Source organism: Photorhabdus thracensis, assembly GCF_001010285.1.
Taxonomy (GTDB): Bacteria; Pseudomonadota; Gammaproteobacteria; order Enterobacterales; family Enterobacteriaceae; genus Photorhabdus; species Photorhabdus temperata.
Window position 1 is genome coordinate 3,231,770 of record NZ_CP011104.1, and the last position, 14,471, is coordinate 3,246,240.

Consider the following 14,471-nt stretch of genomic DNA (forward strand, 5'->3'; position numbering starts at 1 on the left):
GTATGGCCCAATGAGGCTATTTCTAAACCGCCATTTAAGTAAGGCAGATAATTATGTTATCGACAATGGAAAAACAACTGAATGAATCCCAGCGTGATGCGTTGGTGACTGGCTATATGAATTTTGTGGCGCCGACGCTGAAAGGCGTTAACAAACAACCAGTGACGGTGGAAGACTTGTACGAATACTTGCTGATTGACCCCGAAGTGGCCGATGAAGTTGAGACCAGTCGAGTCGCTCAAGCGATTGCCAGCATACAGCAATATATGACTCGTCTGGTCAATGGCTCTGAACCGGGGCGTCAAGCGATGGAACCTTCTACCGCTAACGAATGGCGTGACAATGATAGCCAATATGCTATCTGGGCTGCGGGGGCTGAGGTTGGGAATTACGCTGAAAACTACATCTCCCCTATCACCCGGCAGGAAAAAAGCCATTATTTCTCGGAGCTGGAGACGACTTTAAACCAGAATCGACTTGATCCGGATCGGGTTCAGGATTCTGTTCTAGCGTATCTCAATGCGTTTGAGGCGGTGAGCAATCTGTATGTGCTTAGTGGTTATATTAATCAGGATGAATTTGCCAAAGCCATCTATTACTTTATTGGTCGCACTACCACTAAACCGTATCGCTACTACTGGCGCCAGATGGATTTGAGTAAAAACCGTCAAGATCCGGCAGGGAATCCGGTGACACCAAATTGCTGGAATGATTGGCAGGAAATTACCTTGCCGCTGTCTGGTGATACGGTGCTGGAGCATACAGTTCGCCCGGTATTTTATAATGATCGACTATATGTGGCTTGGGTTGAACGTGATCCGGCGGTACAGAAAGACGCTAATGGCAAAGATATCGGTAAGACCCATGCCTACAGCATAAAGTTTGGTTATAAACGTTATGATGATACTTGGACAGCGCCGAATACGACCACGCTGATGACGCAGCAAGCAGATGAAAGTTCAAAAACACAGCGATCCGGCCTGTTGATTGATGAATCGAGCACCACATTGCGTCAAGTCAATCTGCTGGCTACCACCGATTTTAGTATCGACCCGACGGAGGAAACGGACAGTAACCCGTATGGCCGTCTGATGTTAGGAGTGTTTGTCCGTCAGTTTGAAGGTGATGGGGACAATAAGAAAAATAAACCTACTATTTATGGTTATCTCTATTGTGACTCAGCTTTCAATCGTCATGTTCTCATGCCGTCAAGTAAGGACTTTTTGTTCAGTACTTACCGTGATGAAACGGATGGTCAAAACTGCTTGCAATTTGCGGTATACGATAAAAAGTATGTGATTACTAAGGTTGTTCCGGGCAAACCAACAGAAGATCCTGAAAGTACTGGTTGGGTAGGTAAAATTGATGACTTGAAACAGGGTACTACCGGGGCCTATGTGTATATCGATCAAGATGGTCTGACACTCCATATCCAAACCACAACTAATGGGGATTTTATTAACCGTCATACGTTTGGATATAACGATATTATATATGATTCTTCGTCTGGTTATGGTTTTACATGGCGAGAGGGTGAAGGTTTTTATCTGGATTACCATGATCTTGGAAATTATTACACCTTTCATAATGCGGCTATCAAATACGATCCGGATATATATGGTGGAGGATCTGTTCCTAATGGAATTTGGGCGTTATGTCAGCGGACTTATGATGAATGGAATGCGGGCCCTCTATTTTCTGGGTGCCATTATGTTACTGTGCAGGATAGTTATATCGCTTGGCTAGGAAGTACACCGAATAGTCGTTATCTACCTATTACAGACGGTACGTATTTTATTGATATTGTGAATGGAATGAACTGCGCTATTAATCATGATAAGCTTGAGGCTATATTTATGTCTCCAGATGGTCCAACATTAACCACTATCAAAAACTTCAGCAAAATCGCCAATAACCTCAAATTCTATCAGAAAATCAATGCTAAGACGGCGGATGGGGGCGATCTGTCTAAAGACGACAGTGACGACAGTAAGCAAACTTTCCAACTTGCCAAAGGTGCGGCTTATTCTACGACTTATACCCTGTCCGATGCGGATTTCTCCTCTGCTGACCCGAATAAAAACTATCTACAGGTTTGTTTGAGTGTTATGTGGGATCATTATTATCGTCCGTCAGGAAAACAAATGGGCTCTTCCAAGGTCAGTAAGTGGTTCAATGTCTATGTCGCGTTGCAAGATAGTAAAGCACCGGATAAGATTCCTCAATTGGTGTCCCGTTACGATAGCAAGCGTGGTCTGGTGCAATATTTAGACTTTTGTACTTCATCATTACCCGCGAACACCCGTCTTAACACCACCTTTGTGCGTACCTTGATTGAAAAGGCTAATCTGGGGCTGGATAGTTTGCTGAATTACACCTTGCAGGCAGATCCTTCTCTGGAGGCCGATCTGGTTACTAATGGTAAGAGTGAGCTAATGGACTTTAACGGTTCAAATGGCCTCTATTTCTGGGAATTATTCTTTCACCTGCCGTTTTTGGTTGCTACACGCTTTGCCAACGAACAGCAATTTTCGTCGGCACAAAAGAGTTTGCATTACATCTTTGATCCGGCGATGAAAAGCAAGTCAGATAATGTTCCGGCTTACTGGAATGTACGTCCGTTGGTTGAAGAAAACAGCGATTTGTCACGTCATTCAGGCGATTCTATCGATCCGGATACTCAGGCTTATGCTCATCCGGTGATATACAAGAAAGCGGTGTTTATCGCCTATGTCAGCAACTTGATTGCTCAGGGAGATATGTGGTATCGCCAATTGACTCGTGACGGTCTGACTCAGGCCCGTGTCTATTACAATCTGGCTGCTGAATTGCTAGGGCCTCGTCCGGATGTATCGCTGAGTAGCACTTGGACGCCGCAAACCCTTGATATCTTGGCTGCCGGGCAGAAAACAGCGTTACGTGACTTTGAGCTCCAATTGGTTAACAGTAATACTATCTTACCCGCATTACCGGGCCGCAATGTCAGCTACTTGAAACTGGCAGATAATGGCTACTTTAATGAACCGCTCAATGTTCTGATGTTGTCCCACTGGGATACGTTGGATGCACGGCTATACAATCTGCGTCATAACCTGACCGTTGATGGTAAGCCGCTTTCTCTGCCGCTGTATGCTGCGCCTGTTGATCCGGTAGCACTGTTGGCTCAGCGTGCTCAATCCGGCACTTTGACGAATGGCGTCAGTGGTGCCATGTTGACGGTGCCGCCATACCGTTTCAGCGCTATGTTGCCGCGGGCTTACAGCGCCGTGGGTACGCTAACCGGTTTTGGTCAGAACCTGCTTAGCTTGTTGGAACGTAGCGAACGGGCCGGTCAAGAAGAATTGGCACAACAGCAACTGTTAGATATGTCCAGTTATGCCATCACGTTGCAACAACAGGCGCTGGATGGATTGGCGGCGGATCGTCTGGCTCTGTTGGCTAGTCAGGCTACGGCACAACAGCGTCATGACCATTATTACACGCTGTATCAAAACAACATCTCCAGTGCGGAACAACTGGTGATGGATACCCAAACGTCAGCACAATCCCTGATTTCTTCTTCCACCGGTGTACAAACTGCCAGTGGCGCACTGAAAGTGATCCCGAATATCTTTGGTTTGGCTGATGGTGGCATGCGTTATGAAGGGGTAACGGAAGCGATTGCCAGCGGATTAGTGACCGCCGGTCAGGTTGCCTGCGTGGTGGCCGAGCGTTTGGCAACTACAGAGAATTACCGCCGCCGTCGTGAAGAGTGGCAAATTCAATACCAACAGGCACAGTCTGAGGTCGACGCATTACAGAAACAGTTAGATGCGCTGGCGGTGCGCGAGAAAGCAGCTCAGACTTTCCTGCAACAGGCGAAGGCACAGCAGGTACAAATTCGTACCATGTTGACTTACTTAACTACTCGTTTCACCCAAGCGACTCTGTACCAGTGGCTGAGTGGTCAATTATCCGCGTTGTATTATCAAGCGTATGATGCCGTGGTTGCTCTCTGCCTCTCTGCCCAAGCTTGCTGGCAGTATGAATTGGGTGATTACGCCACCGCTTTTATCCAGACCGGTACCTGGAATGACCATTATCGTGGTCTGCAAGTGGGGGAGACACTGCAACTCAATTTGCACCAAATGGAAGCGGCATATTTGGCTCGTCACGAACGCCGTCTTAATGTGATTCGTACTGTGTCGCTTAAAAACTTATTGGGTGATGATGGTTTCAATAAGTTAAAAACCGAAGGTAAAGTCGATTTTACATTAGGCGAAAAGCTGTTTGACAACGACTATCCGGGGCACTATTTGCGCCAGATTAAAACTGTGTCAGTGACATTGCCGACGTTGATCGGGCCGTATCAAAACGTGAAGGCAACGCTCACTCAGACCAGCAGCAGTACATTGTTAGCAGCAGATATCAATGGTGTTAAACGTCTCAATGATACGACAGGTAAAAAAGAGGGTGATGCGACGCATATTGTCACCAATCTGCGGGCCAGCCAGCAGGTGGTGCTCTCTTCTGGCATTAATGATGCCGGTAGCTTTGAGTTGCGTTTGGAAGATGAGCGCTATTTATCGTTTGAGGGGACTGGAGCAGTTTCCAAATGGACGCTCAACTTCCCGCGTTCTGTGGATGAGCATATTGATGATAAGACGCTGAAGGCGGATGAGATGCAGGCTGCACTGTTGGCGAATATGGATGATGTACTGGTGCAGGTGCATTATACCGCTTGCGACGGCGGCGCCAGTTTCGCGAACCAGGTCAAGAAAACACTCTCTTAAATTAACTTTTAACTAAGACTTTCCCACTCTGGTAGCCAGAGTGGGAGAGGATCTGTCATACCTAAAATCAATCTTGCTATCTTTCTCCATTTCATTGGAAGGGAAGTTTTAAAACAAAATAGAAGGAATATGATATGAGTACGTCTGATACCACTCTTTATACTCAAACCCCAACAGTCAGTGTGTTAGATAATCGCGGTCTGTCCATTCGTGATATCGGTTTTCAGCGTGTTGTGATCGGCGGGGATACTGATACCCGCGTCACCCGTTACCAGTATGATGTCCGTGGACACCTGAATCAGAGTATTGACCCACGCTTGTATGATGCAAAGCAGACCAATAACTCGGTGAAGCCTAATTTTGTCTGGCTGCATGATCTGGCTGGTAATGCCTTGCGGACAGAGAGTGTCGATGCTGGTCGCACCATCTCATTAAATGATGTTGAAGGCCGTCTGGTCATGACTGTTAATGCAACAGGTGTTCGTCAGACTCGTCTCTATGAAAGCAACACTTTGCCCGGTCGTCTGTTGTCTGTTAGCGAACGGGTTTCCGATGAAGATACTCCTCATGTAACAGAGCGCTTTATCTGGGCTGAGAATACAACTGCGGAGAAAGACTATAACCTCTCCGGTCAATGTATACGCCACTACGACACGGCGGGAGTTACCCGGCTGGAAAGTCAGTCACTGGCAGGCGCCATTTTATCCCAATCTCACCAATTGCTGGCCGAAGGGCAGGAAACGAACTGGATGGGTGATGATGAAACCGTCTGGCAGAGTATGTTGGCAAGTGAGGTCTATACGACGCAAAGTACAACCAATGCTATTGGTGCTTTACTCACCCAAACCGATGCGAAAGGCAATATTCAACGTTTGGCTTATGACATTGCTGGTCAGTTAAAAGGTAGCTGGTTGACGGTGAAAGGCCAGAATGAGCAGATTATTGTTAAATCCTTAACCTGGTCAGCCGCAGGTCATAAGTTGCGTGAAGAGCATGGTAATGGCGTGGTTACGGAATACAGTTATGAACCAGAAACTCAACGTCTGATAGGTATTACCACCCGACGTGCAGATAACAGAGAATCAACAGCCAAAGTGTTGCAGGATCTGCGTTATGAGTATGATCCGGTTGGCAACGTAATCAGTATCCATAATGATGCGGAAGCTACTCGCTTTTGGCGTAATCAGACAGTAGTGCCGGAGAACCGTTATGTTTATGATTCCCTGTATCAGCTTATTCGTGCGACAGGGCGTGAAATGGCGAATATCGGCCAGCAAAGCAACCAACTCCCTTCACCTGTTATACCTGTTCCTGCCGACAACAGCACCTATACCAATTACCTTCGTACTTATACTTATGACCGTGGCGGTAATTTGGTTCAAATTCGACACAGTTCACCTGCGACTCAAAATAATTACACCACAGACATAACAGTTTCAAGCCGTAGCAACCGGGCGGTATTGAGTACATTAACGACAGATCCAACCCAGGTGGATGCGCTATTTGATTCCGGTGGTCATCAGAAAACATTAGTGCCAGGGCAAAACCTGGATTGGAATATCCGAGGGGAATTGCAACAGGTAACGCCAGTGAGCCGTGAAGATGCTAGTGATCGGGAATGGTATCGTTATGGCAGTGATGGAATGCGATTGCTAAAAGTGAGTGAACAGCAGACCGGTAACAGTACCCAAGTACAACGGGTGACTTATCTACCGGGATTAGAACTACGCACAACCCAGGTTGCAGATAAAACAACTAAAAGTTTACAGGTGATTACGGTAGGTGAGGCTGGTCGCGCACAGGTAAGGGTATTGCACTGGGAAAACGGTAAGCCAGAAGATATCAACAACAATCAGGTGTGCTACAGCTACGATAATCTTCTTGGTTCCAGCCAGCTTGAACTGGATAGCGAAGGGCAGATTCTCAGTCAGGAAGAGTATTATCCGTATGGCGGCACGGCGGTATGGGCGGCGAAAAACCAGACAGAAGCCAGTTACAAATTTATTCGTTACTCCGGTAAAGAGCGGGATGCTACTGGACTGTATTATTACGGCTACCGGTATTATCAGCCGTGGGTGGGGCGGTGGTTGAATGCGGATCCGGCGGGAACCGTGGATGGGTTGAATCTGTATCGGATGGTAAGGAATAACCCAATCACATTGACTGACCACGACGGATTAGCGCCTTCTGCGAACCGAAATCGGAATACATTTTGGTTTGCTTCATCTCTGTTTCGTAAACCGGATGAAGGCATGTCTGCTTCAATGAGACGGGGACAAAAAATTGGCAGAGCCATTGCCGGAGGGATTGCGATTGGCGGTCTTGCAGCCACCATTGCCGGTACCGCTGGCGCGGCTATTCCTGTCATTCTGGGTGTTGCTGCCATTGGGGCAGGGATCGGTGCGTTGATGGGATATAACGTGGGAAGTCTCCTGGAAAAGGGAGGAGCATTACTCGCCCGTCTCGTACAGGGAAAATCGACGTTAGTGCAGGCGGCGGCTGGCGCTGCTGCCGGAGCGGGTTCAGCCGCGGCTTATGGTGCGAGAGCACAAGGCGTCGGTGTTGCATCAGCCGCCGGTGCGGCCACCGGAGCCATAGGATCATTAATCAATAATGCTGACCGTGGAATAGGTGGAGCTATTGGGGCCGGGAGTGCGGTAGGCACCATTGATACCATGTTGGGTACTTCTTCCACCCTTACACATGAAATATCGGCAGCGGCGGGAGGTGCGGCTGGTGGGATGATCACGGGTACACAAGGCAGCACCAGAGCAGGAATTCATGCCGGTATTGGAACGTATTACGGTTCTTGGGTTGGCTTTGGTTTAGATGTCGCCAGTAACCCTGCTGGACATTTAGCTAACTATGCGGTGGGTTATGCCGCTGGTCTGGGGGCTGAAATGGCTATTAACCGAATAACCGGTGGTGGATTTTTGGGGAGGATCTTAGGCCGGGTTGTCAGCCCACATGTAGCAGGTTTAGCCAGACAATTAGTGCATTTCAGTGTCGTCAGACCTGTTTTTGAGCCTATATTTAGCCTTATCGGCGGGCTTGCGGGTGGTATTGGAACCGGCCTGCACAGAACAATGGGAAGAGACAGTTGGATTTCCAGAGGGCTAAGTGCTATCGGCAGTGGTATAGATAATGTTGCCGGCATGATTGGTAATCAGATCAGAGGCAGGGTGCTGACCACAACCGGGATCGCTAATGCGATAGACTATGGAACCAGTGCTGTGGGAGCAGCACGACGAGTTTTCTCTTTATAGTCAATATATTGTAATAAACATTGCCGGAAATCTCCGTCCAATATTGGGCGGAGATTTCGAGGCGGGATGCGGTGACTTTTATACCCGTCATCTTTCAAGTTGCCTCTTTATTGGCTGCACTCGCACTTTGAATTTCGTATCATCTATCGCTCCATTTTACTTAATCATCATCAATTTCATGTTATCACCTGATGTCCTGCTCAAATCTGTAAGGTTTATTATCGTCTGGGAAGGTCAGCGTGAGTATTGCTCCCTGACAGTGAGACGAGTCTGCTTTATTGGAGAAGATTATGGTGAGTCATACATCCGATTATCATACAGATGTCCGCATTGTGGCGCATATACCGCTTAGTAAGTCTGATGGCGATAAATTGTATTTCAGAAAATTAACTGGCAGTGAATCATTGTCGCAGCTGTATCAGTTTAAAGTAGAGTTTCTCTGTACACGTAATGATCTCGATATGAAGTCATTACTGGGTAAGAGTATGGCTCTGGAGATCCTGTTGGCACAGGGCGGTTCCCGCTTCCTGCATGGTGATATTACACGTATTGAATATATTGGGCACCATTTACAGGAAGAAAACGATAAATTATATATTTTCACGTTGCATCCTTCCTTATGGTATTTGACACAAAACCGTGACTGTCGTATTTGGCAGGGACAGAGTGTGCCGGATATTATTGCCGCGTTACTGGCAGAATATCATATCAATATAGAAAACCGTCTCAGTAGCCATTATCGTCAATGGGAATATTGTGTCCAATATCAGGAGAGTGCTTTTGACTTTATCAGTCGATTAATGCAACACGAAGGCATCTACTATTATTTCAGTCATCATGAAAAGGGGCATACTTTAATTCTGGCAGATTCTCCAAATGCACATCGGCCATTTAACGATGATTATTCTCATATTCCCTATTTAGCTGCACAGCCCGGCGTTGTTGATCATCAGGAAGGTATTATGTGCTGGAGTACAGCACAGGAAATTACGCCGCGAGTTTATACGCTGGATGATTACGATTTTCGCAAGCCTCGGGCGCATTTATTGGAAGTGTGCAGCAATCCTGCGTCGTTTGCGGTTAATAAGGCGGATGTTTTCGAATGGCCGGGACGTTATATCGACAATCAGCACGGTCAGTTTTATGCGCAAATCCGCCAACAAGCGTTTAAAGCGCAACAGCAACAGATGTATGGCAATACGACGGCATGTGGATTGGCTCCCGGATGCACATTTACCCTGCAAAACAACCCTTGTTCACCTGATACACCGTCTTTTCTGGTGACTCATGCGGAATATGAGCTGTATGACTGTACTTTGTATGACGAATTGAAGAGGACGCCTCAGGACAAAGGGCCGTTCCGGGCTGCATTCCACGCGGTACCGGCTGATGTTGTCTGGCGCCCGCAGCGAATAACGCCTTGGCCGAAAACCTGTGGCCCCCAAACGGCGGAAGTCGCTGGTCCGGCGGGAGAAAGCATCTGGACCGATAAGTACGGTCGCGTCAAATTGAAATTCCGCTGGGATAGATATGGTCAGTCGGATGATCGAAGTTCCTGCTGGGTGCGTGTTTCCAGCAGTTGGGCCGGTTGGAAATATGGCAGCTTGCAGATCCCCCGGATCGGTGAAGAGGTGGTGGTTGATTTTATTAACGGCGATCCGGATCGCCCGCTGGTGACCGGACGGGTTTACAACGAGGAGTGTATGCCGCCCTGGCAGCTACCCGATGATGCTACCCGAATGGGGTTTATGAGCCGCAGCAAAAAAGGAGGGATAGAGAATGCCAGTTTTCTGTTTCTCGAAGATGCGCCGGGGCGTGAATCATTCACCATGCACGCTGAACGCGACATGAATATCTCCGTTGAGCACGATAAAAATATCACCGTCGATGGTGTCTTAGCCCAGGAGATAAAAGGCGAAACTCATCTCAAACATCATGGTGTGTGCAATACCCTGAAAATGATGCCGGATATGCAAACTTTCCGGCTGGGAAAAACGGCCATTATCGCTGCCGGTGGGCGTGCAGATTTTATCGCCGGTGGCAGGTATGAACGTATCCACGGTAAATCAGAGATGCAGGCTAGCCAGAGTATCAGCCAGCATGCCGGAGAAAATATCAGCCATCATGCGCGGGGCAATATTCTGTTCGATGCCGGTAAGCAAATAATCTATGGCGACAGCCTGTATTTCAACAAAGAAAGCAGCGATGCCGATAATCAGGCGCAGAAGACGTTGACGACATTACAGGGATTGACACCTGAGGAAGTCGCGGATCAGAAAGCATCGGAACAGCAGCAACAACAGAAGATGCCGACCTCAGTGATTTACAAGAAGGGGGTCAGTGTTGAGATCAACGGTGTGGATCAGCAGCGCGTGGATAAGGATCAAAAAGTAGAAATTAAGGGCGCGGTAACACGGAGTATTGAGGGTAGCTGGCAAGAGCATGTTAAAGATAACCTGAAAATTCAGGCGGATGCTGATGCTCATCTTAACTGTGGCGGTGAGGTGTGCATCGAAACCAAGGATATGGTGCATAAAATTGAAGGCCACATAGAAACCCATGCTGGCAATACCTTGACCGTCTGTGGCACGACGGAAAGTGTCAATATGCTCAACTATACCAACTCTTCCGTTGCCGTGAAAAATGAGGGGGTGGTGATGTCGAATAACATGCTGAATATCGGTAATACCACGCTGCATATGTCAACCAGTACTCTTAGCCTCAGTATGGGCCAGATAAATATCAATGCTGTGGCACTGAATCTGAGCCTCAGCGGTTTAAGTATTTTTATCTGACGTACCAAGACAGGAGAACCGATGATGAAAATCATGAAACCTCTGCGACTGGGAGTTTTACACCGTCCGTGGCGCTGGCAGCAGCAAAACTATCTGGGGGTGGCGGTGATGGCGCTGACGGATATGAGTGGTTCACCACAAATCAGACCGGAACCGGAGCTGTGGCAATTGGTTGCGCAAGAGTTACAAAGTACCGGTGGAGTGCTGGATCTCTCTATTCCTAAACCTTGTGCGGAATTCTTTGCTACCGGTTACGCCTGGACAAATCATCAGCAGCAAAAAGAGGCTTGCATGGCGAGAATTCAGGTTGCTGATAAAGAAAAAAGTTTGCTGGTGTTTGGTGAGCGCTACTGGCAGAACGGGCATCCCTCATCGCCCCAACCGTTCGAGAAGATGCACCTTGATTGGCAAAATGCGTTCGGCGGTAGCCGTATTGCGGAAAACCCATTAGGTAAGGGGGATGAACCGATTACCCGTGACGGGATATTGTGGCATCCATTACCTAACGTCGAACATCCCGATCAGCTTCTGCATTCAGTGCATCAGCGTGTGCAACCCGCCAGTTTCGCCCCACTGGATTTTAGCTGGCCGCAACGTAGTCGCTTAATGGGGAAGAAATACGATAAACAGTGGCTGGCACATGAGTTCCCCGGTTTTGCCCGCGATACAGACTGGCATCTATGCAATATGGCCGGGCAGGATCAATGGTGGGATGGGAAACCTGCTTTACCATCGGGAGCCACCTGGCGTATTTGGAATATGCATCCAACTCAGGCGGTACAACAGGGAACGTTACCGCGCTGGCAGGCACGCTGTTTTATGACCCGCCAACGCGGTGAAGAAATGCGCCTTGAGGAGATCCATTTACGTGCCACCACGGTATGGTTTATGCCTCATTTGGAACGGATGGTGCTTATCTGGCATGGTGCTTGCCCGATTAATGAAGATGATGCTGTGGATGTACATCAAATGCTGGTGGCGATGGAGCTGGCACAGGCTGAACGTCCGGTTGCCCATTATCAGCAGGTGATGGCGCAACGGGCAGAAAAAGAGAAGGGCGCTCTTTTTACTCTGCGGGAGCAGGATCTGATGGATAAAAGCCTGATTGCGCCTTGGATAGATAATGACGTACAGGTGACGCCCAGTGCGTTGGCGCAGACCTTGACAAGGCGTGAAACCTATTTGCGCCAGCGGCATCAGGCGAGAAGTCAGGGACAAGAGCAGGATATCAATCAACTGCTTGCCGAGTTGCCGCAGAAAGAGGGAAAAGCGCTGACGGCCGATCAATTACCGGATCTGGTTGCCAGTCTGGAGCGACAGGCAGAACGTATACAACAGCGGGTTCAGCAAAAAAATACGGCGTTTGCGGCGGCTGAACGATCCAGTACTCCCCCGGCGGGTCCGGCAAGTTACTACCGTATGCTGGATCTGTTGTACAAGCAGTCACAAAAAACGCCGGAACCCCAGACACCAGAGACATTGAAACGCACGTACCGCAGTTTACATCAGATGTATCGACTATCAGCGGATACGCGCCCGCCGGCGGGCAGGTTGCAAGGTGATCAGGCGGAAGTGTTACGTCGTCATGTGATCGCTTGCATGGCAACAAAACGGGATCTGAGTGGTATGGATCTGACGGGTGCGGATCTTTCTGGTTTGGATCTTCGTCAGGCCAATTTACAGCGTACTCTGTTAGAAAATGCCAATCTGGATAACTGTTGTTTGGATGAAGCTGATCTGAGTGAAGCGATGTTGGCTTATGCTTCATTGAACAATACTTCGCTGAAGGCCGCGTGTCTGGATAATGCATCTCTGATTGGGGCACGGTGTCACAACAGTTATTTTACCGGAGCATGCCTTGGTGGTGTGTCGCTGGAGCAGGCCGAACTGGTCATGTGTGATTTTTCCCAGGCTGCTCTGAGTGATATTTTGTTGCGGCAGTGTACGCTGCATCATTGTCATTTCTCTCAGGCACGACTGGAAAACTGCCTGTTTATGGATCTGGTGCCGGAAGAGTTGGATTTCAGTCATGCGCATTTGACGCGCATGACAGTCATCAATGGTGGTTTTACTGCGGTACGTTTCAACCATGCCGTGATGGAGAGTTGTACTTTTCTGGACAGCGCACTGGATCATGCCCAGTACCAGCATGCACACTTAGAAAGTTGTGTGTTTACCGGTAAGACTCATATTCGTGCGGGTCTGTTCCAACATGCGCGGCTGACCAGTTGTAACTTCCGCCTCATCGTTCTTGAAGCGGCTGATTTTTCAGAGGCCATATTGCAAAACTGTGATTTTAGCGAAGCGGATCTCAGTTTTGCCCAAATGCGCGCCGTCAACGGCAGTCATTCCCTGTTCATTCGTACCCGGCTGGCCAATAGTCATTTGCAGGACGCCAATCTGATGGGGGCATTACTGCAAAAGTCTCATTTAGCCGGAGCGGATTTGCGTCGTGCCAATCTGTTTCGTGCCGATATTTCTCAATCCAGTGTTGATGTGAATACTCAGTTACAGGGTGCTCTGCTTGATCAGTGCAAAACCCTGCCTTGTGCCAGCGGGAAATTAATATGAAAACGTTAACGTCAGAACAATTGAGTGCGCTAATTTCGCAAGGGGAGATTATTCAAGATACATGCCTGACGAGTGATTTGCTGGCAGGGCGAGATCTTGCCGGTATGGTGTTTGTCAATGTTGTCTTTGACAGCGTTGATTTCAGTTGTTGCCGGCTTGATGAAACTGTGTTTCAGCAATGCCAGTTATCATATGCCTCTTTTCAGGGGATGACGCTGAAAGGGTGTTCGTTTCAGCAATGTGCCTTGTCGCAAGCCTGTTTTGATCTCGCTCATCTGGATAACTGCGTATTTAATGATTGCCAGTTGGGACAGCTCTCTTTGCAAAATGCCGATCTTGGCCGTACCTATTTCATCGCTTCCCATCTTAATTGTGTGCGTTTTATCGAGAGTACACTTGATAAAGTCATACTGTATGACAGTGATATTCACAATGGTGTTATGCATAACTGCCGTTGCCAGAGTTTGACGCTATTCGGTATGGATCTGCGCAAGATAACCTTTACTGGTAGTTGTTTTGAACGGGGGGTGTTTGCGCATTGTGATCTGCGCGAAGGGCAGTTTCAGGGGCTGACTTTTTTGGCCTGCCAGTTTACCGATAACCCGCTGGATCATGCCGATTTCCGGCAGGCGATACTGACGCAAAGTTGTTTTAAAGGTGCATCGTTGCGCGGTGCCTGTTTAGATGAGGTACAGGCCGAAGGCGCGTTATTTATTGAAAGCGATTTACGTGAAGCACAGTGTCGGCAGGCAAAAATCAATCACGGACAGTTTATTGCTGCCCGTCTGCATCAGGCTGATTTCTCCCATAGCACATTAGTACAAAGCCAGTGGCGTTATGCGCAAGCGGATGGCTGTTCTCTTGTCGCCTGCGATTTGAGCTATGCCGATTTTAGTTGGGCGGATATCAGTAATGCTGATCTGCGTCAGGCGCGTTTTAAGCGCACGTTGATGCACCGGGCCTGCCAGCAGGGCAGTCAATTTTCCGATCGTCAGGGCATTTTGGAACGAGATGACGCACTGTTTGCGGCAGAAACGTGGAGTACGCGCAGTGAGGGCTATTAATGA

General features: G+C 48.4%; 5 protein-coding genes. All 5 read left to right on the forward strand.

The features are described 5' to 3' along the window. Positions 1–53 precede the first annotated feature (53 nt). The 5 genes from tccB (at position 54) to VY86_RS14000 (ending at position 14,468) form a co-directional block, all read left to right on the forward strand. The gene (tccB, locus tag VY86_RS22620) at positions 54–4,772 is read left to right on the forward strand and encodes an insecticidal toxin complex protein TccB (protein ID WP_052760843.1); all 4,719 of its coding nucleotides are present in this window, start codon (positions 54–56) and stop codon (positions 4,770–4,772) included. A 134-nt stretch (positions 4,773–4,906) separates the two neighbouring features. Continuing rightward, positions 4,907–8,038 (forward strand): insecticidal toxin complex protein TccC, encoded by a 3,132-nt coding sequence (gene tccC, locus VY86_RS13985; protein ID WP_046975391.1) that lies wholly within the window; start codon positions 4,907–4,909, stop codon positions 8,036–8,038. Positions 8,039–8,328: 290 nt separating this feature from the next. Beyond that, positions 8,329–10,833, forward strand: coding sequence for a type VI secretion system Vgr family protein (locus tag VY86_RS22625; protein WP_052760844.1), 2,505 nt, complete (start codon positions 8,329–8,331; stop codon positions 10,831–10,833). A 21-nt stretch (positions 10,834–10,854) separates the two neighbouring features. Further along, on the forward strand, positions 10,855–13,404 hold the full coding sequence (locus tag VY86_RS13995; protein ID WP_082111242.1) for a DUF2169 family type VI secretion system accessory protein: 2,550 nt from the start codon (positions 10,855–10,857) through the stop codon (positions 13,402–13,404). After that, positions 13,401–14,468, forward strand: coding sequence for a pentapeptide repeat-containing protein (locus tag VY86_RS14000; protein WP_046975393.1), 1,068 nt, complete (start codon positions 13,401–13,403; stop codon positions 14,466–14,468). The genes VY86_RS13995 and VY86_RS14000 overlap by 4 nt, the downstream gene beginning before the upstream one ends. The last annotated feature ends 3 nt before the right edge of the window (positions 14,469–14,471 follow it).